Origin of the sequence: Pseudomonas sp. 43A (assembly GCF_013363935.1) — a bacterium.
GTDB classification, from domain to species: Bacteria; Pseudomonadota; Gammaproteobacteria; order Pseudomonadales; family Pseudomonadaceae; genus Aquipseudomonas; species Aquipseudomonas crudilactis.
This window is the reverse complement of the sequence record NZ_CP054880.1, coordinates 3,654,341-3,679,098: the sequence shown is the minus strand read 5'-3', so window position 1 is coordinate 3,679,098 and position 24,758 is coordinate 3,654,341. Positions and strand designations below refer to the sequence as shown.

The window sequence follows — 24,758 nt, the reverse complement described above, 5'->3', positions numbered from 1 at the left end:
GAGGTAAGGCTGATGGCGGTGCAGATTGCAGTGATCGATGACTGGCAGGACGTAGCCCGCGATGTGGTTGACTGGTCGGTGCTCGATAGCCTCGGCGAAGTGACGTTCGAACATGATTACCCGGCCAACAACGCCACACTGGCCGAGCGCCTGGGCCGCTATCAGGTGATTTGTGTGATGCGCGAACGCACGCGGTTCGATGAAGACCTGCTCAAGCGCCTGCCCAATCTGAAACTGCTGGTCACCGGAGGCATGCGCAACGCCGCGCTGGACATGCAGGCAGCGGCAAAACTGGGCATCAAGGTCTGCGGCACTGACAGTTACAAGCATGCCGCGCCGGAATTGACCTGGGCGCTGATCATGGCGGCGACACGAAATCTTGTGAATGAAGCCAATGCCCTGCGCGACGGTCAGTGGCAGCAAGGGCTGGGTGGCGACCTGCACGGCAAGACCCTCGGGATTCTCGGTCTGGGCAGCATCGGCCAGCGTGTCGCACAGTTTGGCCAGGTGTTTGGCATGAAAGTGATCGCCTGGAGCGAAAACCTCACCGCCGAACGGGCGCAGCAGGTTGGCGTTACGTACGTCAGCAAACAGGCATTGTTTGAGCAGGCCGACGTGTTGTCGGTGCATCTGGTGCTCAGCGAGCGCAGTCGCGGTCTGGTCGATGCGCAGGCGCTGGGCTGGATGAAACCAACGGCACTGCTGGTCAACACCGCACGCGGGCCGATTGTCGATGAAGCGGCACTGATCAAGGCGTTGCAGAAACAGCACATTGCCGGGGCGGCGCTGGACGTGTTCGAGGAGGAACCGCTGCCAGACATGCACCCGTTTCGCACATTGGACAATGTGTTGGCGACGCCGCATGTGGGGTATGTCAGTCGACAAAACTATGAGCAGTTCTTTTCGCAGATGATCGAGGATATTCAGGCTTGGGTGGCGGGTAGTCCGATTCGTCTGTTGAACTGAGAACTTCATGAATACAGTGGTGTAGCGATCATCGCCTTCGCGAGCAAGCTCGCTCCCACATTGGATCTGTGCCGGAAACAAATTTTCTGATCACTGAAGATCCCTGTGGGAGCGAGCTTGCTCGCGAAGGGGCAGTCACTGCCTCCCCAGCAACAAACTGCCCGCACCACAACAGTGCAACCGCCCTTCTCGCTAGCACAAAATCGTGACCGACCAGTCACCGTTTTGGCCCTCCCCCGCAGAAAAACCTGCACTTCGTCGGTGCGTTTGCCCCTCAAAAGCAAGGTTTTCGCTGCCTGCCAACCGATTGTCGAACAATTTACCCATTTGCTCTGGCCCGCTCTAGGATCTGGCCTAGACTGATTTTCGCAGGGCTCGACCGGTCGGTCACAGTCCGGAAAAAAAGTCGAAACTTTTGCTCTGCGCGACGGGTCATCTGAAAGGCAGGGCCAAAGCGACTGGTGCAATCCTTGCAATGGCCCGTTCACCCATTCTGCTTGCGCGTGTTGGGTAGCGTTTGCTCACCGATGCGTGGCGCGTTTGCGCCCGGCCACAGGACTTGGCCATGGACATCGCTTGTTCAAGACAAGAATCAGATCAACGAGACGGGAGATTCATATGATCAGTGCGGCATTGGATATTCAGGGAGAGCGTGCTCAGCAGGCGGTTGGTGAATCGAGCACCATCAGTGTTCCCGGCAGCCGACAGATCAACGTCCCCGGCACCAAAACGCTGACTCCGGTAGCGAGCCAGAACCCCAACAAGAAAAAAGTATTGTTCGTCACCTCGGAAATCGCCGACCTGGTCAAGACCGGCGGCTTGGGTGACGTCTCCGCTGCTCTGCCCCGGGCCATGGCCCATCTGCACGACGTGCGTGTGTTGATCCCCGGTTACCCGCAGGTGATGCACAGCGAAAATCCGATCCACATCATCGGCGAACTTGGCGGCCATGCAGCGCTGCCACCGTGCAAGATCGGCCGTATGGACATGCCGGACGGGCTGGTGATCTACGTGTTGATCTGCCCCGAACTCTACGAGCGCGAAGGCTCGCCCTACGGCGCCAACAACGGCCGTGACTGGCCCGACAACCACATTCGTTTCGCACGTTTAGGTCTGGCCGCTGCTGATATCGCCGCCAACCTCGCGCAAATTCACTGGTGCCCGGATCTGGTGCACGCCCATGACTGGCCAGCCGGCCTCGCCCCTGCCTATATGCACTGGCGCGGGCAGCGCACGCCCACCCTGTTCACCATTCACAACCTCGCCTATCAAGGCGTGACCAGCCTCGGCTCCTGCCCTGAGCTGGGCATTCCCAACCATGCCCTGCAACAGGAAGGCATGGAGTTCTACGGCAAGATGTCGTTCCTCAAGGCCGGCATGGCCTATTCGAGTCACATCACCACGGTCAGCGCCACTTACGCGCAGGAAATCACCACCCCGGATTTCGGCTGCGGCCTCGACGGTTTTCTCGCCGCCAAGACCCAGCAAGGTTTGCTCAGCGGCATCCCCAACGGCATCGATGAAAGTTGGGACGCTGCCACCGATCCGCATCTGTTCGCACCGTTCGCCATTGGTGATTGGGAAGGCAAAGCGGTCAACGCCGCGCACGTGCGTGAGCTATTTGAATTGAATGACTCAGAAGGCCCGCTGTTCGCCGTGGTGTCGCGACTGGTCTATCAGAAAGGTCTCGACCTGACGATCGCGGTATCCGAGTACATCGTGCAGAACGGTGGCCAGATCGCCATCATCGGTCGCGGTGAACCGGAAGAAGAACAAGCCATGCGCGAACTGGCGCTGCGTTTTCCAGGACAGATCGGCGTGCGCATCGGCTTCAACGAAACCGACGCCCGGCGCATGTTCGCCGGCAGCGACTTCCTGCTGATGCCATCGCGTTACGAGCCTTGCGGTTTAAGCCAGATGTACGCCCAGCGCTTTGGTTCGCTACCAGTGGCGCGCAATACTGGCGGTTTGGCCGACACCATAGAAAACGGTGTCACCGGTTTCCTCTTCGATGAGTCCACCGCTGAAAGCTATCAAGAGGCCCTGAGCCGCGCGTTCAAGGTGTTCGCCTTCCCCGAACTGCTCAATGCCATGCGTTGCCGGGCCATGGCCGCGCCGTTCAACTGGTGCAAAGCGGTTGAACCGTACGCCGAACTCTACGAACAACTGGTCGCCAAGGCGCTGGGTAAAGCTCACCACAAATAACCAGGGAGGTTCACCACGATGCCGTTACGGTCTACTGAAACCTGGCCCCACGGCGCGATCATGCTGGACGCCGAACACACGCAATTTGCGCTATGGGCGCCGGATGCGTTTTACGTCAGTGTCGAACTTGAAAACGGCCAGTCGTTACCGATGCTGTCTCAGGCAGACGGCTGGTTTGTGATCAAGGCCCGCTGTCCGGCGGGCACTCGCTACCGCTACAACATCGACGGCGAACTGGAGGTGCCCGACCCGGCCTCCAGGGCACAGGATGGCGACCTTGACCGCCACAGCGTGGTGGTCGATCCGCTGGCCTATCAATGGCGCCACACTGCCTGGCTCGGTCGGCCGTGGAGCGAAGCAGTCATCTACGAGTTGCATGTCGGTGCGCTCGGTGGCTTCGCTGAAGTCGAACAACATCTGGCGCGCCTTGCGGGCCTGGGCATCACCGCCATCGAACTGATGCCGCTGGCGCAGTTTCCCGGCGAACGCAATTGGGGCTACGACGGTGTCTTGCCCTACGCCCCGCAAGCCTCTTACGGCACGCCGGAACAACTCAAACACCTGATCGACAGCGCCCACGGCCACGGCTTGGCCGTCATTCTTGATGTGGTCTACAACCACTTCGGCCCCGACGGCAATTATCTGCATCGTTACGCGAAAGGCTTTTTCCGCGAGGACAAACACACACCGTGGGGCGCAGCGATCGATTTCCGCCGCGACGAAGTGCGCGAGTTTTTCATCGAAAACGCCCTGATGTGGTTGCTTGAGTACCGCTTCGACGGTCTGCGTCTGGACGCGGTGCATGCCATCGAGGACCCGGACTTCCTCACAGTAATGGCCCAGCGCATTCGCGCGCAGATTGACCCGAGCCGCCACGTCTGGTTGACCGTGGAAAACGAGCTCAACCAGTCCAGCCTGTTGGAATACGACTACGACGCGCAATGGAACGACGACGGCCATAACGCCCTGCACGTGTTGCTGACCGGCGAAACCGATGCCTATTACGCCGACTACGCCGCACAACCCACCGAACAGCTGGTGCGCTGCCTCAGTCAGGGGTTTGTCTTCCAGGGCCACATCACTCGCCACGGCGAACCTCGCGGCGAGTCCAGCGAACACCTGCCGTCGACAGCGTTCGTGCTGTTCCTGCAAAACCACGATCAGATCGGCAACCGTGCGTTCGGCGAGCGCCTGCATCATCTGGCCGATCCGCGCGCCGTGCAGGCAGCGACCGTGTTGTTGCTGCTGTCACCGATGATTCCGTTGATGTTCATGGGCGATGAGTTCGCCGCCGAGCAGCCGTTCCTGTTTTTCACCAGTCACCACGGCGAACTGGCGAAACTGGTGCGTGAAGGACGACGCAATGAATTCGCCGCGTTCAGCGCCTTCACCGATCCGCACAAGCGCGAGCAGATTCCTGACCCGAATGCTGAAAAAACCTTCCACGCCTCACAGCCAAGGTTGATCGGCCATGGCAGCGAAAAACAGCAGGAAACCCTCGCGCTCTACCAAACGCTCCTGCAATTTCGGCATCAGTACATCATTCCCCATCTGTCCGGCACGCAAGCGCTCGGCGCCCATATGCTCGGGTATGGCGCGGTCAGCGCGCGCTGGCGTCTGGGCAATGGCAGCGAGCTGCGAATTGACCTGAACCTCAGCGACACGCCAGTGGTCAACCCTCCACAGACCGAGGCCGTGTGGTTGTTTCAACAGCCACCCGCCGTCGATCTATCGGAATCGGGCGTACTGCCCGCGTATTGCGCGCTTGTCAGCCTCACGGCCGCAACCCCTTTGCAACCTCTGAATGGAGAGCGCCTATGAGCGATGCGCAACTGGAAATTCTCGCAAGCCGCGCCGGCCTCGCCGTCGACTGGATCGACGCCAACGGCCGCCCGCAAAAAGTCGCCCCGGCGGTGCTGCGCAATGTCCTGATCGGCCTCGGCCACCCCGCCAGCACGGCGCAGGAAATCGACGCCAGCCTGTTGGAACTGCAAGCCGTTCAACAAGACCGCCACCTGCCGCCGCTGTTGACCGCCGATGTCGGGGTCGGCGTGGATCTGGCGCGGTACTTCGCACCCGAGACACCGTGTGAAATCCACCTTGAAGATGGCTCGCGGCTGAACCTGAAACTCGATTCCGAAGCGATATTGCCGGGACTGATCCCGGTCGGCTATCAACAGGTGCACATCAGCGATCAGTATTTCACCTTGGCCGTGGCCCCGGAGCGCTGCTTCAGCGTCGGCGATGCGGTGGATAATCCGATTCCCCGTGTCTGGGGCCTGAGTGCGCAGTTGTATTCGCTGCGCCGCGCAGGCGACGGCGGCTTCGGCGACACTCAAGCACTGGAAGACCTGGTCCGCGTGGCCGGTGAACGCGGCGCCGATGCTTTGGCGATCAGCCCGCTGCACGCCATGTTCAGCGCCGACACCGGGCGCTACAGCCCATATTCGCCATCCAGTCGGTTGTTCCTCAATTCTCTTTACGCAGCACCCGGGGCCATTCTCGGTGAGCGCGCCTTGCGTGATGCGATCGACGCGGCCGGCCTGGCCGAGCAGTTCGCGCAACTGGAAGACCTGACACTGATCGACTGGCCGAGCGCCGCCGACGCCAAGCAGAAACTCTTGCAAGCCTTGTACGAAGGTTTCATCGCCGGTGAGCATCCGCTGCACCCGGACTTCGCCAGTTTCCGCCACGCTGGTGGCGAAGCGCTGGAAAACCACTGCCGTTTCGAAGCGATTCAGGAAATGCGCGCCGCCCGTGGCGAAAACCTCGACTGGCGGCAATGGCCGGAGCACTGGCATGACCCACGCGGCGCGGCGCTCGAAGCCTTTGCCGAAGAGTACGCCGAACGCATCGGCTATTTCGCTTTTTGCCAATGGCTGATCCACCGTTGCCTGGAACGTGCGCAAACCGCCGCCCGCAGCGCTGGCATGGGCATCGGCCTGATCGCCGACCTCGCCGTCGGGGCCGATGGCGCCGGCAGTCAGGCCTGGAGCTTTCAGGATGAGTTGCTCGCCTCGCTCACCGTCGGCGCGCCGCCGGATATTCTCAATCGTTCCGGTCAGGGCTGGGGGATTTCCGCCTTCTCTCCGGAAGGCCTGATCCGCAACGGCTTTCGCGCCTTCATCGACATGTTGCGGGCCAATTTCGCCCATGCCGGCGGCTTGCGCATCGACCACGTGATGGGCCTGCAACGCTTGTGGGTGATCCCCAACGGCGCGGCGCCGGCCGATGGCGCGTACCTGTATTACCCAGTGGACGATCTGCTGCGATTGTTGACCCTTGAATCCCATCGTCATCAGGCCATCGTCCTCGGCGAAGACCTCGGCACCGTGCCCGACGGCTTGCGCGAAAAACTCAGCGCGCGGGGGATGCTCGGCATGCGCGTACTGTTGTTTGAACAGGACAACACTTATTTCAAACCGATACTCGACTGGCCGGACAACGCGCTGGCGACCACCAGCACCCACGACCTGCCGACACTCAACGGCTGGTGGCATGGCCGCGACATCGACTGGAATGCACGCCTGGGTTTTGTCGATGCCAACGGTGAAATCGAATGGCGGCACCACCGACAACGTGAGCGCGAAGGCTTGCGCAACGCCTTGAGTCAGGACCCGCAGAATTTTCGCGAGGAATCCCACGAGGCCGATCAAGTGGTCGATGCCGCTGTGCGTTTTCTCGGCCACACCCGCGCACCACTGGTGCTGTTACCGCTGGAGGATGCGTTGGGCATCAACGAGCAAGCCAATTTTCCGGGCACCATCGACGCCCATCCGAACTGGTCACGACGTTTGCCCGGCACCAGTGAAGCACTGCTCGATGACGCTGACGCCGCGCGACGTCTGGAACTGCTCGCCTGTGCGCGTCTTCAGGCTGCCGAGCGTGACCAATGAATCAAACGCTCATTCAGCCTCTGCGCGCGACCTTGCGCCTGCAATTTCATAAAGGCTTCACTCTGGAACAAGCGGTGCCGCTGGTGCCGTACTTTGCCAGTCTTGGCATCAGCCACATTTATGCCTCGCCGCTACTCGCCGCGCGGGCCGGCTCGATGCACGGTTACGACGTGGTCGACCCGACCCGGGTCAACCCGGAACTCGGTGGCGAGCCAGCGTTAAGGCGCCTGGTCAGCACCCTGCGCGAACACAACATGGGGCTGATCCTCGACATCGTTTCCAACCACATGGCCGTCGGTGGCAACGACAACCCGTGGTGGCTCGACTTGCTGGAATGGGGTCGGCTCAGCCCTTACGGCGAGTTCTTCGACATTCAGTGGCATTCGCCCGACCCGTTGATGGAGGGCCAGTTGCTGCTGCCGTTTCTCGGCAGCGATTACGGCGTGGCCTTGCAGGAAGGCACGCTGAAATTGCAGTTCAACGCGCAGACCGGCAGCTTTTACGTCGAACATTACGACCATCACTTCCCGATCTGCCCGAGTGACTACGGTGAGATCCTCAAACACCAAGAGACGCTGAAATCCCTCGCTGACCGGTTCAACACGCTCAGTTATCAGACCGATGCACATTCGCTGGCGATGCCACTGAAGGAAGAGTTGCGCGAACTGGCGAACGATCCGCAGACGCTTGAAGCAATTCAAAGCAACCTTGAGCATTTCGACTCAATGATCGAAGCAGGCTTCCAGGCGCTGCATCAGTTGCTCGAGCGCCAAAGCTATCGCCTCGCCAGTTGGCGCACGGCAGCAGATGACATCAACTGGCGGCGCTTTTTCGACATCAACGAACTTGGCGGGCTACGGGTCGAGCGCCCGGCAGTGTTCGAAGCCACCCACGGCAAGATCTTCCAGTTGATTGCCGAAGGGCTGGTCGATGGTTTGCGCATCGACCACATCGACGGCCTCGCCGACCCGCGTGGCTATTGCCGCAAATTGCGCCGCCGGGTTGATCTGCTGGCACCGGGCAGGCACTTGCCGATCTACGTCGAGAAGATCCTCGGCGCTGGTGAAACCCCGCGCCGCGACTGGACGGTGGATGGCACCACCGGTTACGAGTTCATGAATCAACTATCGCTGCTGCAACACGACCCGGACGGCGAATACGTGCTCGGCGACCTCTGGCAACGGCGCACCGAACGCCCGGCCGCATTCATCGAAGAAGCGCAACTGGCGCGTCAGCAGATTCTCAACGGCTCGCTGGCCAGTGATTGCGAGAGCGTCGCCCAGGCCCTGTTGCAAGTCGCCCGTGATGACCTGATGACCCGCGACCTGACCCTCGGCGCGATCCGCCGGGTGTTGCAGGCGTTGATCGTGCATTTCCCGGTGTATCGCACATACATCAGCGCCATGGGCCGCTCGGCGCAGGACGAGGTGTTTTTCCAGCAGGCCATGGACGGAGCCCGACAAACGCTGAGCGAAGCCGACTGGCCGGTGCTCGATTGCGTCGCAGGCTGGCTGGGCGGGACCCCATGGCGGCAAAAACCGCGCGGGCGCTCACGCAAGATTCTCAAGCATGCCTGCGTACGCTTTCAGCAACTGACTTCACCGGCAGCGGCCAAAGCCGTGGAAGACACCGCGCTGTATCGCTCGGCGGTGCTGCTGTCACGCAATGACGTCGGCTACAACACCGAGCAATTCAGTGCCCCGGTCAGCGACTTTCATGCAGTCAATCTGCAACGGCTGAACGACTTCCCCGACAACTTGCTGGCCACCGCCACCCACGATCACAAACGTGGCGAAGACACTCGCGCACGTCTGGCTGTGCTCAGCGAGCGCAGCCATTGGTATGCCGAGCAGATCGAGTTGTGGCGCGCCCTCGCCCGCCCCGTTCGGGTTGACGAGCAGATGCCGTCGAGCGGCGATGAGCTGATCCTCTATCAAGCGTTGCTCGGCAGCTGGCCGCTGCAACTGCGCGATGACGATCAGGCCGGGTTCGCCGACTACGCCAAACGCATCTGGCAATGGCAGCAGAAAGCCCTGCGCGAAGCCAAGCTGCAAAGCAGTTGGAGTGCGCCTAACGAAGCCTATGAAAACGCCGCGCAGGCGTTCACGGAAAAACTCCTTACCGGTGAGGACGGCGAACTGCTGCGCGCGGCGCTGAGCAAGACCGTCAACAGCATCGCCGCCGCCGGCGCCCTCAACGGCTTGGCGCAAACCTTGCTGCGCATGACCGTGCCGGGGGTGCCGGATCTGTATCAGGGCAATGAGTTCTGGGACTTCAGCCTGGTTGATCCGGACAACCGCCGGCCGGTGGATTACGCCGCTCGCGAGCACGCACTGGAGGCGCCATTGCCACCTGTGGAACTGTTGGCGAATTGGCGTGACGGGCGCATCAAACAAGCCTTGATTGCGCAAGTGTTGAACCTGCGCATCGAGCATGCCGAGTTGTTCCGGCGTGGTGACTACCAGCCGTTGGAAGTGCTCGGCAGTCAGGCGCACAACGTGCTCGCATTTGCCCGCGAACACGAGGGAATACAGGCCATCGTGATCGTGCCGATCCGTTGTGCAACCCTGCTGGAAAACGGTGCTGTACCCCAGGTCGATGCGCTGCGCTGGGGCGATACGCGGGTGGTTCTACCGTTCGCCGCCTCTGACACAAACCTGAAGGGACTTTTTTCAAGCAGCGCAGTCACAAAAAACAGGGAGCTGAATATCAGCGACGCGCTGGGGGATGTCCCGGTCAATCTCTTTATCCAACACTTAACACAAGCATGAGTTCAGTTCAGGAGCATTGCGATGAGTACCGACGATAAACGCATCCGCGAATTCGCCTATCAAATCTGGGAATCGGAAGGCCAACCTGATGGTCAGGAGGCGCGCCATTGGGAGATGGCGCGCAAGCTCGCTGAAGCCGAAGCGCTGGCACCGAAGAAACCACCAAAAGCCGCTGGTAGCAAAGCCGCGGGCAAAACCGCCGAGCCCAAAGCTCCGGTCGCCAAACCGAAACCTGCGGCCAAGGCCAAACCGGCCAGCGCTGCAAAAGTGATTCCCCCGGGCGAAAAACCCGCTGAGAAAAAGCCTCGAGCGCCGAAGAAGCCTTCGGCGATCTGACGCTCTAACCGGATTATTGAACTGAATGACTGTGTGGCGGGTTCGCTCGCCACCATGGGCTGACTCGCCCTGAAGAAATACACAAATCCCTTGTGGGAGCGAGCTTGCTCGCGAATGCGATCTGCCATTCAACATTGAAGTCGACTGACACTCCGCCTTCGCGAGCAAGCTCGCTCCCACAGGGGATTGGTGTTAACCGAACTACCCCCGATTTTTGCAGGAGCAATCATGACCCGTCCAAAGAAAGCCGAACCCACCGCGCACGCCGAGCCATCCAGAATCCGCGAAGGCCTGCCCTTCCCGCTCGGTGCGACCTGGGATGGGCTGGGGGTGAACTTTGCCCTGTTCTCCGCCAACGCCACCAAGGTCGAACTGTGCATCTTCGACGATACCGGCGAAGTCGAGCTGGAACGCATCGAACTGCCGGAATACACCGACGAGATCTACCATGGCTATCTACCCGATGCGCATCCCGGACTGATTTACGGCTACCGCGTTTACGGCCCGTACGATCCGGCCAACGGTCACCGTTTCAACCACAACAAATTACTTATCGACCCGTACGCCAAGCAATTAGTGGGCGAATTGAAATGGTCGGAAGCGCTGTTCGGCTACACCATCGGCCATCCCGATGCCGACCTCAGTTTCGACGAACGCGACAGCGCGCCGTTTGTGCCCAAGTGCAAAGTCATCGACCCGGCGCACACCTGGGGCAACGACCATCGCGTCAGCGTGCCGTGGGACAAAACCATCATTTATGAAACCCACGTACGCGGCATCAGCATGCGTCACCCCTCGGTGCCGGAGAACGTACGCGGCACTTTCGCCGGGCTGATGGTTGACGATGTGCTTGAACACATTCGCAAGCTCGGCGTGTCCACTGTCGAGTTGCTGCCGATTCACGCCTTCGTCAACGACCAGCATCTGCTGCACAAAGGCATGACCAATTACTGGGGCTACAACAGCATCGCCTTCTTCGCCCCGGACCCGCGCTATCTGGCCAGCGGCAAAATCGCCGAGTTCAAGGAGATGGTTGCGCACTTGCACGAAGCCAATCTCGAAGTGATTCTCGACGTGGTCTATAACCACACCGCCGAGGGCAACGAGCAAGGCCCGACCCTGTCGATGCGCGGCATCGACAACGCCTCGTACTACCGCTTGATGCCCGACGACAAGCGCTTCTACATCAACGATTCCGGCACCGGCAACACCCTCGATCTGAGCCACCCGTGCGTGCTGCAGATGGTCACCGACTCGTTGCGCTACTGGGCCAGCGAAATGCACGTCGACGGCTTCCGCTTCGACCTGGCGACCATTCTCGGCCGTTATCACGACGGTTTCGACGAACGTCACAGCTTCCTCGTCGCCTGCCGCCAGGACCCGGTGCTGCGTCAGGTGAAAATGATCGCCGAGCCGTGGGACTGCGGCCCCGGTGGCTACCAGGTCGGCAACTTCCCGCCGGGCTGGGTCGAGTGGAACGACAAGTTCCGCGACACCGTGCGCGCCTTCTGGAAAGGTGACGACGGTCAGGTTGCCGATTTCGCCAGTCGCATGACCGCCTCGGGCGAGATGTTCAACCAGCGTGGACGGCGGCCGTATTCTTCGGTGAACTTCATCACTGCTCATGACGGTTTCACCCTCAACGACCTCGTGTCGTACAACGACAAACACAACGAAGCCAACGACGAGAACAACCAGGACGGCAGCAACAACAACCTGTCGTGGAACCACGGAGTCGAAGGCCCGACTGACGATCCCGAGATCAACGCCCTGCGCCATCGGCAGATGCGCAATTTCTTCGCCACGCTGCTGCTTTCCCAGGGCACGCCGATGATCGTTGCCGGTGACGAATTTGCCCGCACTCAGGACGGCAACAACAACGCCTACTGCCAGGACAGTGAGATCGGTTGGGTCAACTGGGACCTGAGCGAGGACGGCAAGGCACTGCTCAAATTCGTCAAACGCCTGATCAAGTTGCGACTGGCCTATCCGATCCTGCGCCGAGGGCGCTTCCTGGTCGGCGAGTACAACGAGGACATCGGCGTCAAGGACGTCACCTGGCTGGCACCGGACGCCACCGAGATGACCACCGAACACTGGCATGACGCGCACAACCGCTGCCTGGGCATGTTGCTCGACGGCCGCGCGCAAGAAACCGGGATTCGCCGCAAGGGTGCGGATGCGACGCTGCTACTGGTGGTCAACGCCCATCATGACATCGTCAATTTCACCTTGCCGGAAGTGCCGGAGGGTAGCTTCTGGACGTGCATGATCGACACCAATCAGCCGTCGATCCGTGGCCAGGAACGCTTCGATTTCGGCCACGAATACTCGGTTACCGGGCGCTCGTTGCTGCTGTTCGAACTGCAACGTGATGAAGAAGATTGATATGGATCTGCACAATTATCTCGCCCGGCGTCCGGCGGATTATCCGCACACCGTAGCCCTCGGCGATTGCCTGCGGGCGCTGGTCGAGGCCGGGCTGGATCGGTTGCCGTTACCGGGCAGCGGTCACACCCTGGAACGCTTTCAGCGGCTGGCCGAGGTCGGCGGACATGATCTGGGTTTGTGCAAATTGTTCGAAGGTCATACCGACGCACTGGCGATCATCGAGCAATTGGGCGGCTCGCCGACACCGGGCAGTACGTGGGGCATGTGGGCTGCGGAACCGCCGCAGGCGCGGGTCAAGGTCAGCCCGGCCGGGCACATGGTCGCACTGCATGGACGCAAGGCATGGTGCTCCGGCGCCGCCGTGCTCAGCCATGCCTTGCTCACCGCGTGGGATGGCGACGAGCAGCAACAACTGGTCGCCGTCGCCCTCGATCAACCGGGCGTCACCGTCACCGAGCAGGGTTGGCAAGCTGTGGGCATGGCCGCCACCGGCAGCGTTGAAGTGCTGTTCGACGGCGCCGAAGCGCAGGCCATCGGCAACCCCGGCGACTATCTGCAACGTCCGGGTTTCTGGCAGGGCGGGATCGGCATTGCCGCGTGCTGGTACGGTGCCGCGCGGCAAATCGCCGAAGCCTTGCGCAGCCACTGTGGCCAACGCTCGGAACCCCACGCGCTCGCCCATCTCGGCGCGGTCGACAGCGCCTTGCAGGCCGCCGCCGATGTCCTGCGTTTCAGCGCCTTGCACATCGATGCACATCCCGAGGACCACGCCGAACTGCTGGCACGTCGTGCCCGCGCGGTGGTCGAGCAATCGGCCGAACAGGTGATGCGTGAAGTCGGTCGCGCGCTCGGCGCCGGGCCATTTTGCAAGGATCGGCATTTTGCCCGGCTCAGCGCCGATCTGCCGGTGTTCCTGCGCCAGAGCCATGCCGAACGGGATCTGGCCGCCCTCGGGCAATTGGTGGCCGGGCACTCCACGGAGGCATGGGCACTATGAAAACCAATCCGATTGTCGGCCAGGGCACCAGCCTGCATCAGTGGCAGGCTTCGCGGCATCTGGCGGAGCTGGACAGCATCGACATCCTCAGTCTGGTGCCACCGGGCGCGCGGGCGGTGATAGTGGCGCCACACCCGGACGACGAAGTGCTCGGTTGTGGTGGTTTGCTGCAATTGCTCGCCGCTGCTGGCCGGCCTCTGCAATTGATGTCGGTGACCGACGGCAGCGCCAGTCACCCCGGTTCCACTCGCTGGCCGGTGGCACGATTGAGCGTGGTACGTCCGCAGGAGTCGGCGGAAGCACTGCGCCGCCTCGGTCTGCCAATGCATCGTGTGAAGTGGCTGCGCGGCGGTTTCACCGACACCCAAGTCGCGGCTCAGGAAGCTGAGCTGGTCGATTTCATCGCGCGTCATCTGCGTCCCGACGATGTGCTGTTCACCACGTGGAGCGAGGACGGTCATTGCGACCACGAAGCCGTCGGTCGCGCCAGCGCCGAAGCTGCGCGCCGTGTCGGGGCAACCTGCCATGAACTGCCGGTGTGGACCTGGCACTGGGCGACCCCGGAAGACGCCTTCGTACCGTGGCAACGCGCACGCAAGATTCTTCTGACGCCGGCGCAAGTCGCGCGCAAGCGCCACGCGGTGCACGCCTTCGCCAGTCAACTTGAAGGCGATCCTGACGCCGGACTCGGCCCGGTACTGGCGCCCTATGTGCTCGATCGCCTCCTGCAGCCCTTCGAAGTGGTGTTTCTATGAGTGTCGAGGATCGCTATTTCGATGGCTTGTTTGCCGGCAACGACGACCCGTGGGCCTTTCGCGATCGCTGGTACGAGCAGCGCAAACGCGCGATCACCCTCGCCGCCCTGCCGCGTCCGCACTATCGGGCCATCTTTGAGCCGGGCTGTGCCAATGGTGAGTTGAGCGCCGAACTCGCCGGCCGTTGCGATCGCTTGCTGTGCTGCGACACCGCCAGTGCGGCGGTGACCTTGGCGCGCACGCGTTTGAGCCTGTTCGATCACGCCGAAGTGCGACAAAACCGTCTTCCCGGCGACTGGCCGGAGGAAAAATTCGACCTGATTGTATTTAGCGAGATCGGCTACTACCTCGATGGCGAAGATCTGACAGACGTGATCCGTCGGGCCAGTGATTGCCTGACTGCCGACGGCCAGTTCCTCGCCTGCCACTGGCGTCCGCCCATCGATGGCTGCCCGCTGAATGCACGGCAGGTCCATGATCTGATCCACGAAAAATTGCATCTGCCTCGGCTGGTTCTGCATCAGGAAGCGGACTTCATTCTTGAGGTATGGAGCCGCGAACCGCGCTCGGTGGCAACACTGGAGGGCTTGCGATGATCGGCATTCTGATACCGGCGCACAACGAGGAAGACTTGCTCGACGACTGCCTGAGCGCGGCCATGCGCGCCAGCCGCCACGGTTTGCTGGCTGGCGAAAAGGTTGAAGTGTTGGTGGTGCTCGACAGCTGCACCGACCGCTCGGCGCAGATTGTCAGCCGCTATCCGGTGCTGAGCCTGCATATCGATGCACGCAATGTCGGCCAGGCCCGGGCAGCCGGCGCACAGCTGTTGCTGGAACGCGGCGCGCGCTGGATCTCCTGTTCGGATGCCGACAGCCGCGTCGCCGATGACTGGCTGGTGGCACAGCTGGGGTTGGGTGCCGACGCGGTATGCGGTACCGTCACCGTCGAACGCTGGCACGAGTCGTTCGATGAAGCGGCGCAAATCCGCTATCACCGGGATTACCGTGCCTGCGATGGCCATCGGCATATCCACGGCGCCAATCTGGGCATCAGCGCAGATGCCTATCGCTGGGCCGGGGGCTTTAAACCGTTGGCGTGCGACGAAGATGTACAGTTGGTGCGCGAGTTGGAACTGGACGGCGCGAACATCGCCTGGAGCCATCGCCCGCAAGTGCTCACCAGCGCGCGGTTCGACAGTCGTGCGCGCGGTGGCTTTGGTGACTATCTGCGAAATCTGGCACAGATGGAGCAAAAAAAAGCGGATCAGATTGATCTGTGACGCGACGAACTTCGCATCATGAGCAATACTCTGCTGCGCGGCAATCCAGGGTTTGGAGCGTCGCTGGGCATTCAACCAGCCTTCACGGGTCAGCGGTGACTGGCAATCATTGCCACGCACACGACTGAGGGCGAAACAACACAAGGACGTCACACATGAAACCGTTAACCCTCAGCGACAGCAGTACGTCGGCGCAAATCTGGAACAGCGCCGCGCAACTGGACAACATCCCCGTCATCAATACCCGCAGTCTGGTGCCCGACGGTGCCCGCGCCGTGGTCATCGCGCCGCATCCGGGCGATGAAGTGGTCACCTGTGGCGGCCTGCTGCAATTACTCTCCAGCCTTGGTCATCCACTGCAATTGCTCTCGATCACCGATGGCAGCGCCAGCCATCCGGGTTCACGGCAATGGTCGGAAAAACGCCTGAGCGTGTTCCGCCCCCAGGAAAGCGTCGAGGCCCTGCGCCGTCTCGGCTTGCCAATGCACAGCCTGAAATGGGTGCGTGGCGGCTTCACCGACAACGCTCTGTGCGACCAGCAAGCGCAAGTGACCGAGTTTATCAGCCGTTACCTGCGCCCCGGTGACGTGGTGTTCAGTACCTGGCGCGGCGATGGCAACGATGACCATGAAGCGGTGGGTCGGGCCAGCGCCCAAGCGGCGGAACAGGCCGGGGCGACCTTCCACGATGTACCGGTGTGGGCCTGGCACTGGCCCGAGCGCGACCAGCAACTGATCCCTTGGGAACGCGCGCGCAAACTACGCCTCGACACCTGGACCGTGGCGCGCAAGAGCCACGCCACTCACGCCTATGCCAGCCAGTTGAAGGGCGAACCGGCGATCGGCATCGCACCGATGCTGCCACCGGTGATTCTCGAAAGAATGCGCCTGCCCTATGAAATCGTTTTCGTCTGAATCTCTGATTCCCTGTGGGAGCGAGCTTGCTCGCGAAGAGGCCGTCACATTCAATATTCGTATCGACCGGTACGACGCCTTCGCGAGCAAGCTCGCTCCCACAGGGTTTGATGTGCAATCGAAATTATCCAGAAGGAACTGCCGCCCCTCCCCATCAGTCGCATGAATAAGCGGCCCGCAATCCAGAGGAGTGAACGTGTCCAGCGATCCCAAGCGTCATGTTGTCGACGCGCCCGTCATCCATCGTTTAAGGGTGTTGACGGTCAACACCCACAAGGGTTTCACCGCACTCAATCGGCGTTTCATTCTGCCGGAACTGCGTGAAGCGGTGCGCAGCACCTCGGCCGACCTGGTGTTTCTGCAGGAAGTGGTGGGTGAACACGAACGCCATTCGAGCCGTTACAACGAATGGCCGCAAACCTCGCAATACGAGTTTCTCGCCGACAGCATGTGGAGCGATTTCGCTTACGGGCGCAACGCCGTCTATCCCGACGGCCACCACGGCAATGCGCTGCTGTCGAAATACCCGATCCGTGAATACCGCAACCTCGATGTGTCGATCACCGGCCCAGAACGCCGTGGCCTGCTGCACTGTGTGCTTGACGTGCCAGGTCACGCTGAGGTCCACGCGATCTGCGTGCATTTGAGTCTGCTCGAAAGCCATCGGCAATTGCAGCTGCAATTGCTCTGTCAGTTGCTCGAATCCCTGCCCGACGATGCCCCGGTGATCATCGCCGGTGACTTCAACGACTGGCAGTTACAGGGCAACGCCGCGCTTGCCCGTCGCGATTACCTGCACGAAGCCTTCGAGCGTCATCACGGCCGCCCGGCGAAGACCTATCCGGCGCGGTTTCCGTTGCTGCGACTGGACCGGATCTACCTGCGCAATGCCAGCAGCCATGACCCACGGATCCTCGGCAACAAGCCGTGGACACACCTGTCGGATCATCTGCCACTGGCGGTAGAGGTGCACCTGTAGCCGCAATAGTGACAGCAATGCAGGAGAAGATGGGGCAGCTCATTCGGCAGTTGAAAAATTACCGGCAGACCATCTGTCGGTAACTGGACACCTCTGAGTCGGGGCTTTCGTTGCGTTTTTCCATACAAACAACCACTTAGTTATGTGCATAAAAACAAACGCTTGCAAAACCTGTTTTGCCACTACCGCTCATCGTTCAAATTCTTGACGCGGACTCGCGACTCTTCTTATCTCTACCTTACTACCCCCGGAATCACTACCCGGGACGAGCCTTCGGACACTCGCGAAATCGAGCGGTCACGGTTCGCCCCGCTCCATTCGGTCGCCCCTCGTTCGGGGTAGGAGAGACGCCACACAGAGAGAATGCATGCGCCTGCAAGGTAGACCTCCATGAAAACTTCCATCAGCCCACACGAGATCAAAATCACTTTCTGCACAGTGTCTAGTTCTATCTTGCTGTGCTCATCCATGGAGGCGCAGGCCGGTCCTGCGGCGGATGAAACCACCCCGTGGTATAGCGCAGATGTGCCGGTGATGACATTGCCTACCACCGTCATCACCCCAGGCCCGCAACGCTTCAGTCCACGCCCCGATCTGCAAGGCACGCGCCTGATCACCGAAGACCTCGCTCCGTCGGCCTGGGATGAGTTGTACGGCAGAAGCGCCCGGCAGGCGCAAACCGATGTGCTGTCGTCAGGCTACGCGATGCCCGGCAGCGGCCACTTCAAAGGGCCAGCCGTGCTGACCGTGCAAGGTGGCGGACATACTCAGACCATCGGCCTGATCGGCGGCGTCAACCAGATTCAAGCCAGTGGCAACGGCATGCTCACCAGTCGCGCTTTGGCCGATCCGAACAGTGACACCCTCAATCTGCAAGGCCAGAGCCTCGGTGCCTACTACAGCCTCACCGGTGCCCAAGGCTGGCACGTTGATCTCTCGGCCAGCGGCGGCCGGGTCAGTGGTTTCAGTCGCAACGGCCAAGGCGCCCGGCAAGCCACTGAAGGCAGCGCGATGACCTTCTCGGTGGAAGGCGGTTTTCCGATTGGCCTGAGTGACAACTGGGTGGTCGAACCGCAGGCGCAATTGATCAATCAACGCATCACCCTCGACACGCCGTACGCCGGCTCGGGCAATGCTTCTTCCACCGATCTGACGGCGTGGAGCGGTCGCGTTGGTGCACGGTTGAAAGGCAGTTACGATTTGAATGGCTTGCCGGTCGAGCCCTATGTACGCACCAACCTGTGGCACACGGTGTATACCGGCAGCACGGTGACGCTGGATCAGGTCGACAAGATCAGCAGCAGCCGCAAGTCATCCACCGTTGAGTTGGGACTGGGGCTGGTGGCGCGAGTGACGCCGGCGGTGAGTCTGTATGTCAGTGCCGATTACAGCAGTGATGTCGATGACAATGATCTGAACGGGATCATTGGCAGCCTTGGGGTGCGGATGCGCTGGTGAGCGTCAGGTCACCGAAGCCCCCTGTGGGAGCGAGCTTGCTCGCGAAAGCGGTTGAGCACTCAACATCATCGTTGACTGACAAACCGCCTTCGCGAGCAAGCTCGCTCCCACAGGTTTTACAGTGCCTTGGATCAACCCTCCGGTTTGAGGATCAACACCGCCAACGGCGGCAGGTTCAGTTCCAGCGACAACGACTGACCATGGCTCGGCACTTCCTCGGTAAACGCCCCGCCGCCATTGCCGTAATTGGAACCGGCATAGGTGTCGGCATCGCTGTTGAGCAGCTCAGTCCAGCGCCCGGCAAACGGCACACCGACGCGATAGGCCTGACGCGGCACCGGGGTGAAGTTGGCCACCACCAGCACCGGTTTACCCTCCTTGCTCCAGCGCAGCCAGGCATAAACGCTGTTGATCGCATCGTCGCCGATCAACCACTGAAAACCCTGCGGCGCGTCGTCCTGGTCGTGCAGCGCCGGTTCCTCGCGGTACAGCCGATTGAGATCGCCGACCAGTTTCTGCACGCCTTTGTGTTCGGAATACTGCAGCAGATACCAATCCAGCTGCTGATCGTGATTCCACTCGCGCCACTGGCCAAATTCGCAACCCATGAACAACAGCTTCTTGCCCGGATGGGTCCACATGAAACTCAAGTAGGCGCGCAGGTTGGCGAATTTCTGCCAGCGATCACCAGGCATCTTGTCGATCAGCGAATGCTTGCCGTGCACCACTTCATCGTGGGAGATCGGCAGGATGAAACGCTCGGACCAGGCGTAGACCAGGCCAAAACTCAACTCGTTGTGATGATGCGCGCGGTACACCGGGTCCTGCTGAATGTAATGCAACGAATCGTGCATCCAGCCCATGTTCCATTTGTAGGCAAACCCCAGACCGCCCTGCTGCGTGCTCTGGCTGACGCCGGGCCACGCCGTGGATTCCTCAGCGATTACCAGTGCGCCCGGTGCTTCCAGTTCAACCACATCATTCAAGTGCCGCAGGAAGTCGATGGCTTCCAGATTTTCCCGACCGCCATGCCGATTCGGCACCCATTCACCGGCCTTGCGCGAATAGTCGCGATACAACATCGAAGCGACCGCGTCGACGCGCAAACCATCGACATGGAAATGCTTCAACCAGTGCAGCCCGGACGCGAGCATGTAGCCATGCACCTCGGTGCGCCCGAGGTTGTAGATCAGCGTGTCCCAATCCTGATGGAAGCCTTCCAGCGGGTTGCCATACTCGTACAGCGCGGTGCCATCGAACTGCGCCAGACCATGGGTATCGGTCGGAAAATGCGCGGGTACCCAGTCAAGGATCACGCCGATCTCGGCCCGGTGGCAGGCGTCGACGAATTCGGCAAACTGCGCCGGCGTGCCATACCGCGCGCTCGGCGCAAATTGCGAGAGCAGTTGATAACCCCAGGAACCACCGAACGGATGTTCCATGATCGGCATCAGTTCAATGTGGGTGAAACCCAGTTCCTTGACGTAGGGAATCAGCCGCTCAGCCAACTCCGGCCAGGTGTACTGGCGCGCCACTTCACCGAGATCATCCAGCTCGCATTGCCACGAACCTGCGTGCAGTTCATAGATCGACAGCGGCGCCGAATGCTTGTGACGGTCACGGCGGCTGTTCATCCAGTCCTGATCCTGCCAGTCGATCTGCAGCGGCTCAGCGACTTTCGACGCGGTGTCCGGCGGCAGACTGGTGGCCAGCGCCATCGGATCGGCCTTGAGCGGTAGAATTCCGTGAGCGCCGAGAATTTCGTATTTGTACAATTCGCCCGCTTGCAGGCGCGGGATGAACAGTTCCCAGACCCCGGACGGATGACGCAAGCGCATCGGATGGCGGCGACCGTCCCAGACGTTGAAATCACCCACCACCGACACGCGCCGGGCATTCGGCGCCCACACGGCAAAACGCACACCGTCGACGCCATCAACGGTTTTCAGCTGGGCGCCGAGGCATGCGCTGAGGTCGCGATGATTGCCCTCGGCAAACAGATACAAATCCATTTCACCGAGTAACTGGCCGAAGCTATACGGATCCTCGGCAACCTGCTCGCCGCCTGCCCAGCGCGTGCGCAACTGATAAGACCGCGCCTGATCGAAATGGCCGACAAACAGCCCCGGCGTTTCGGTCTGCTCCAGCGGACCGCGTTCTTCACCGCTGTCCTTGTCCAGCACCACGACACTCAACGCGCCGGGTAGATAGGCGCGAATAAACTGCCCGCCAGCGCCATCGCCGTGCGGGCCAAGAATGGAAAAAGGGTCGTGATGTTCAGCACGGACCAAGGCATCGATATCTTTTGCCGAGGGCAGCAATGCTTCTTTGACCTGACCCTGTTCCTTGTTCGAGAAACTCATGACTACTCTCCACCAAGATCGGAAAAGGGTTTAAGCCCCGTCAATAACCCATACAAACCGTGCAATGGCACGGGCAGCCACGTGGGGCGATTTTCGGCTTCATAGGCCACTTCATAGGCCGCCTTCTCCAGACCGAACAACGCAAGTGCAGCGTCGGCACCTTCAGGATCTTGCCAAGCATGCTCAAGACTAGCTGCCGCACGGCGATATGCCTGAACAAATGCCTCACGCGCTTCGCGTAGATAGCGCTCGGCGACCAGACGCCGCGCGGTTTCAGACTCCGCGCTGTGGTCAACGTTGTGCACGTTGATGGTCATCGCCGCCGCATAATCGAAGGAGCGCAGCACACCGCTGACATCCTTGTACGGACTGTGTTTGCCACGGCGCTCGCTCAATGGCCGCGCCGGTTCGCCCTCGAAGTCGATCAGATAGGCATCGCCCTTGATCACCAGCACCTGGCCCAAATGCAGATCGCCATGGACGCGAATGCGCAAACCGCCGACGGCTTTTTTCGCCAGATCCTGCACGTGGCCGAGAATGGTTTTCTTCTCGTCGACCAGGCGCTTGACCAGTTTCTGATCCGCTGCGCTGAGTTCACCCTGATGCTGCTTGAGCAGTTTCAAGGCGTGCTCGACCTGGGCGACGACATCCTTGCCCGTCGCCTGCATGTCTTTGGCCGTCGACACCTGCGGCGCGAAGTCGGCATTGTCGGTGGGCGCGGCGAGCACCTTGTGCATCTCACCCAGACGCTGACCGAGCATGCCGGCAAAATCCTTCAACTCGCCGAGAGCGTTGTAATGCTGTTCCTGCTCGGACATGGCATCGGCCAACTCATCGCGCAGCGCCCTTTCAAGGTTGTTCTGCGTCCATTCCCAGGCGTCACCCTGATTGCTCAGATAGCCTTGAGCAATCATCAGCAGATTGTCTTCGCCCTTGGCATCGCGGCGAATCACCGAGCCGAGCAGCGGAGAGATATTGGCAAATCCGGCCTCGGTCAGGTAAGCGCTCATCTCCAGTTCCGGGTGTACGCCAGAAGCGACTTTACGTATCAGCTTGAGCACCAGGCTGTTGCCGATCACCACCGAACTGTTCGATTGCTCGGCGGACAGATAGCGCACTTCCGACTCGGCACCGAGGCCGAGTTTTTCCAGATGCGGCGTCGGTGCGAAGCGGATTTCACCGTCATTCGACTCCAGTACCGTGTTGTTCTGCATACCTTGCAGCACCGCACGAATAAACGCTTCAAGGCTGAAGGCGTCGGTGATCAGACCCACTTGTCGTACACGGCGTACACGCGACAAGGCCAATTGCTGCGGCAACGCCGGGCCAACCTGATCTTCGGCAATAAAGCCGAACGGCAGTTGGTAGCGACTGGTCTGCCCGCCACTGGTCACTTCGATTTCGCTGAGCAGCACCGGATGCTGGGCATCGCCGAAGCGCACGCCATAGGCAAGATGCACCTTGTCGATGGCCGCATCCTTGCCGGCGAACCAGCGCCGGTTCTGCAACCAGCTCGGCAGGATGCTCTGTTCCAGCGTCGTACGCGACGGCGCTTCGAGCAGTTCTTCCATGCGTTTTTTCAGCACCAGCGTGGTGAAGTCCGGCAGGCTCTGCGCCGGTTCGACGTGCCAGCTCGGCATCTGGTTTTCCGCCGCCAGGGCGAACCAGTAGAAACCGTACGGCGCCAACGTCAGCAGAAAATTCAACTGGCCAATCGGCGGGAACGCATTGCCGCCAAGCATCTCCACCGGCACCATGCCGACGTAGGCCGACAGGTCCAGCTCCACCGCTTGCGCACTGCGCGAAACGTTGGCCACGCAGAGGATGATTTCGTGCTTGCCGTCGGCATCGGTGAATTCGCGGGTGTAAGCCAGCACGCGGCGGTTGTTCGGCGACAGCATTTTCAAGGTGCCACGGCCAAAAGCCTTGGATTGTTTGCGCACCGCCAGCAAACGACGGGTCCAGTTGAGCAGCGAATGCGGATCACCGGACTGGGTTTCGACGTTGACCGACAGATAGCCGTACTGCGGGTCCATGATCGGCGGCAGCACCAGACTCGCCGGGTCGGCGCGGGAAAAGCCGCCGTTGCGGTCGATTGACCATTGCATCGGCGTACGCACGCCATCACGGTCGCCAAGGTAAATGTTGTCGCCCATGCCGATCTCATCGCCGTAATACAACGTCGGCGTGCCGGGCATCGACAGCAGCAGACTGTTGAGCAATTCGATGCGGCGGCGATCACGCTCCATCAGCGGCGCCAGACGCCGGCGGATGCCAAGGTTGATCCGCGCACGGCGGTCAGCGGCGTAGTAATTCCATAGATAGTCACGTTCTTTGTCGGTGACCATCTCCAGCGTCAGTTCATCGTGGTTGCGCAGGAAAATCGCCCACTGACAGTTGGCAGGAATTTCCGGGGTCTGGCGCAGAATATCGGTGATCGGGAAGCGATCTTCCTGGGCCAGCGCCATGTACATGCGAGGCATCAGCGGGAAGTGAAACGCCATGTGGCATTCATCACCGTTAAGGCCCGCGGCGTCGGTATCACCGAAGTACAGCTGAGTATCTTCCGGCCATTGGTTGGCCTCGGCGAGCAGCATGCGGTCGGGGTAATTGGCGTCGATCTCGGCACGGATCTGCTTGAGGACGTCGTGGGTCTCGGGCAGATTTTCGTTGTTGGTGCCGTCGCGCTCGATCAGGTAAGGAATCGCGTCCAGACGCAGACCGTCGATGCCCATGTCCAGCCAGTAGCGCATCACCGAGAGCACGGCTTTCATCACTTGCGGGTTATCGAAATTCAGATCCGGCTGGTGCGAATAGAACCGGTGCCAGAAGTACTGGCCGGCGACCGGGTCCCAGGTCCAGTTGGATTTTTCCGTGTCGAGGAAAATGATTCGGGTGCCATCGTACTTCTGATCGTCATCCGACCACACATAGAAGTCCCGCGCTGCCGAGCCGGGTTTGGCCTTGCGCGCACGCTGGAACCACGGGTGCTGGTCGGAGGTATGGTTGATGACCAGCTCGGTGATCACCCGCAAGCCGCGTTTGTGCGCCTCGGCGATAAAGCGTTTGGCGTCGGCCATGGTCCCGTAATCGCTGTGCACGCCGCGGTATTCGGCGATGTCATAGCCGTCGTCGCGACGTGGCGAGGGGTAGAACGGCAACAGCCAGATCGTATTGACGCCGAGGTCGGCGATGTAATCGAGTTTGGCGATCAGGCCGGGAAAGTCGCCGATCCCGTCGTTGTTGGAGTCGAAAAACGATTTGACGTGAACTTGATAGATCACCGCGTCCTTGTACCAGAGCGGGTCTTTAATGAAGGTGGCTGCCTTGGGTTTCTTCGCCATGTGAAACTCCTGTTCAATTCTAGAAAAGCCGTGAGCCGATCACCTGACTCCAACTCAATGAGCAACCTGTGGGAGCGAGCCTGCTCGCGAATGCGGATTAACAT

General features: G+C 60.8%; 16 protein-coding genes. 14 read left to right on the top strand and 2 right to left on the bottom strand.

Annotation, left to right across the window (positions count from 1 at the left end):
• Nucleotides 1-12 precede the first annotated feature (12 nt).
• From HUW52_RS16135 to HUW52_RS16070, 14 genes are all read left to right on the top strand, one after another.
• Complete coding sequence (locus HUW52_RS16135; RefSeq protein ID WP_175554239.1) at nucleotides 13-966, top strand: D-2-hydroxyacid dehydrogenase family protein; 954 nt, start codon at nucleotides 13-15, stop codon at nucleotides 964-966.
• Between the two features lie 618 nt (nucleotides 967-1,584).
• On the top strand, nucleotides 1,585-3,171 hold the full coding sequence (glgA, locus tag HUW52_RS16130) for a glycogen synthase GlgA (RefSeq protein ID WP_150792632.1): 1,587 nt from the start codon (nucleotides 1,585-1,587) through the stop codon (nucleotides 3,169-3,171).
• 18 nt (nucleotides 3,172-3,189) lie between these two features.
• Nucleotides 3,190-4,992 (top strand): malto-oligosyltrehalose trehalohydrolase, encoded by a 1,803-nt coding sequence (gene treZ / locus HUW52_RS16125; protein ID WP_175554238.1) that lies wholly within the window; start codon nucleotides 3,190-3,192, stop codon nucleotides 4,990-4,992.
• Nucleotides 4,989-7,067: a 4-alpha-glucanotransferase gene (malQ, locus tag HUW52_RS16120; RefSeq protein ID WP_175554237.1), complete on the top strand. Its 2,079-nt coding sequence runs from the start codon at nucleotides 4,989-4,991 to the stop codon at nucleotides 7,065-7,067. Before treZ ends, malQ begins: the two co-directional genes overlap by 4 nt.
• Entirely contained in the window at nucleotides 7,064-9,838 is a 2,775-nt protein-coding gene (locus tag HUW52_RS16115; RefSeq protein ID WP_175554236.1) for a malto-oligosyltrehalose synthase, read from the top strand. The genes malQ and HUW52_RS16115 overlap by 4 nt, the downstream gene beginning before the upstream one ends.
• A 21-nt stretch (nucleotides 9,839-9,859) precedes the next feature.
• The gene (locus HUW52_RS16110; RefSeq protein ID WP_175554235.1) at nucleotides 9,860-10,174 is read left to right on the top strand and encodes a DUF2934 domain-containing protein; all 315 of its coding nucleotides are present in this window, start codon (nucleotides 9,860-9,862) and stop codon (nucleotides 10,172-10,174) included.
• A 228-nt stretch (nucleotides 10,175-10,402) separates the two neighbouring features.
• Nucleotides 10,403-12,562: a glycogen debranching protein GlgX gene (gene glgX, locus HUW52_RS16105; protein WP_175554234.1), complete on the top strand. Its 2,160-nt coding sequence runs from the start codon at nucleotides 10,403-10,405 to the stop codon at nucleotides 12,560-12,562.
• Between the two features lies 1 nt (nucleotide 12,563).
• Entirely contained in the window at nucleotides 12,564-13,562 is a 999-nt protein-coding gene (locus HUW52_RS16100) for an acyl-CoA dehydrogenase family protein (protein WP_175554233.1), read from the top strand.
• Nucleotides 13,559-14,317 (top strand): PIG-L deacetylase family protein, encoded by a 759-nt coding sequence (locus HUW52_RS16095; RefSeq protein ID WP_016985211.1) that lies wholly within the window; start codon nucleotides 13,559-13,561, stop codon nucleotides 14,315-14,317. The genes HUW52_RS16100 and HUW52_RS16095 overlap by 4 nt, the downstream gene beginning before the upstream one ends.
• Nucleotides 14,314-14,913, top strand: a complete 600-nt coding sequence (locus HUW52_RS16090) for an SAM-dependent methyltransferase (RefSeq protein WP_175554232.1) — start codon at nucleotides 14,314-14,316, stop codon at nucleotides 14,911-14,913. Before HUW52_RS16095 ends, HUW52_RS16090 begins: the two co-directional genes overlap by 4 nt.
• Complete coding sequence (locus HUW52_RS16085; RefSeq protein WP_016985209.1) at nucleotides 14,910-15,596, top strand: glycosyltransferase family 2 protein; 687 nt, start codon at nucleotides 14,910-14,912, stop codon at nucleotides 15,594-15,596. The genes HUW52_RS16090 and HUW52_RS16085 overlap by 4 nt, the downstream gene beginning before the upstream one ends.
• Before the next feature lie 155 nt (nucleotides 15,597-15,751).
• Nucleotides 15,752-16,510 carry a PIG-L deacetylase family protein gene (locus tag HUW52_RS16080; RefSeq protein WP_016985208.1) on the top strand — a complete coding sequence of 253 codons (759 nt, stop codon included), beginning with the start codon at nucleotides 15,752-15,754 and terminating at the stop codon, nucleotides 16,508-16,510.
• Nucleotides 16,511-16,706: 196 nt separating this feature from the next.
• Nucleotides 16,707-17,489, top strand: a complete 783-nt coding sequence (locus HUW52_RS16075) for an endonuclease/exonuclease/phosphatase family protein (RefSeq protein WP_038368981.1) — start codon at nucleotides 16,707-16,709, stop codon at nucleotides 17,487-17,489.
• 390 nt (nucleotides 17,490-17,879) lie between these two features.
• Nucleotides 17,880-18,947, top strand: coding sequence for an autotransporter outer membrane beta-barrel domain-containing protein (locus HUW52_RS16070; protein WP_175554231.1), 1,068 nt, complete (start codon nucleotides 17,880-17,882; stop codon nucleotides 18,945-18,947).
• A 131-nt stretch (nucleotides 18,948-19,078) separates the two neighbouring features.
• Here the strand turns inward: HUW52_RS16070 and glgB are convergent, their stop codons facing one another.
• Together glgB and treS are read right to left on the bottom strand one after the other, a co-directional pair.
• Nucleotides 19,079-21,310, bottom strand: a complete 2,232-nt coding sequence (gene glgB / locus HUW52_RS16065) for a 1,4-alpha-glucan branching protein GlgB (RefSeq protein WP_175554230.1) — start codon at nucleotides 21,308-21,310, stop codon at nucleotides 19,079-19,081.
• A 2-nt stretch (nucleotides 21,311-21,312) separates the two neighbouring features.
• On the bottom strand, nucleotides 21,313-24,654 hold the full coding sequence (treS, locus tag HUW52_RS16060) for a maltose alpha-D-glucosyltransferase (protein ID WP_175554229.1): 3,342 nt from the start codon (nucleotides 24,652-24,654) through the stop codon (nucleotides 21,313-21,315).
• Between the last annotated feature and the right edge of the window lie 104 nt (nucleotides 24,655-24,758).

Bases quoted from the DNA above. Each gene is read 5' to 3' on its own strand.
- HUW52_RS16135 (WP_175554239.1), top strand. From the start codon at position 13: ATGGCGGTGCAGATTGCAGTGATCGATGACTGGCAGGACGTAGCCCGC.
- glgA (WP_150792632.1), top strand. From the start codon at position 1,585: ATGATCAGTGCGGCATTGGATATTCAGGGAGAGCGTGCTCAGCAGGCG.
- treZ (WP_175554238.1), top strand. From the start codon at position 3,190: ATGCCGTTACGGTCTACTGAAACCTGGCCCCACGGCGCGATCATGCTG.
- malQ (WP_175554237.1), top strand. From the start codon at position 4,989: ATGAGCGATGCGCAACTGGAAATTCTCGCAAGCCGCGCCGGCCTCGCC.
- HUW52_RS16115 (WP_175554236.1), top strand. From the start codon at position 7,064: ATGAATCAAACGCTCATTCAGCCTCTGCGCGCGACCTTGCGCCTGCAA.
- HUW52_RS16110 (WP_175554235.1), top strand. From the start codon at position 9,860: ATGAGTACCGACGATAAACGCATCCGCGAATTCGCCTATCAAATCTGG.
- glgX (WP_175554234.1), top strand. From the start codon at position 10,403: ATGACCCGTCCAAAGAAAGCCGAACCCACCGCGCACGCCGAGCCATCC.
- HUW52_RS16100 (WP_175554233.1), top strand. From the start codon at position 12,564: ATGGATCTGCACAATTATCTCGCCCGGCGTCCGGCGGATTATCCGCAC.
- HUW52_RS16095 (WP_016985211.1), top strand. From the start codon at position 13,559: ATGAAAACCAATCCGATTGTCGGCCAGGGCACCAGCCTGCATCAGTGG.
- HUW52_RS16090 (WP_175554232.1), top strand. From the start codon at position 14,314: ATGAGTGTCGAGGATCGCTATTTCGATGGCTTGTTTGCCGGCAACGAC.
- HUW52_RS16085 (WP_016985209.1), top strand. From the start codon at position 14,910: ATGATCGGCATTCTGATACCGGCGCACAACGAGGAAGACTTGCTCGAC.
- HUW52_RS16080 (WP_016985208.1), top strand. From the start codon at position 15,752: ATGAAACCGTTAACCCTCAGCGACAGCAGTACGTCGGCGCAAATCTGG.
- HUW52_RS16070 (WP_175554231.1), top strand. From the start codon at position 17,880: ATGAAAACTTCCATCAGCCCACACGAGATCAAAATCACTTTCTGCACA.
- glgB (WP_175554230.1), bottom strand. From the start codon at position 21,310: ATGAGTTTCTCGAACAAGGAACAGGGTCAGGTCAAAGAAGCATTGCTG.
- treS (WP_175554229.1), bottom strand. From the start codon at position 24,654: ATGGCGAAGAAACCCAAGGCAGCCACCTTCATTAAAGACCCGCTCTGG.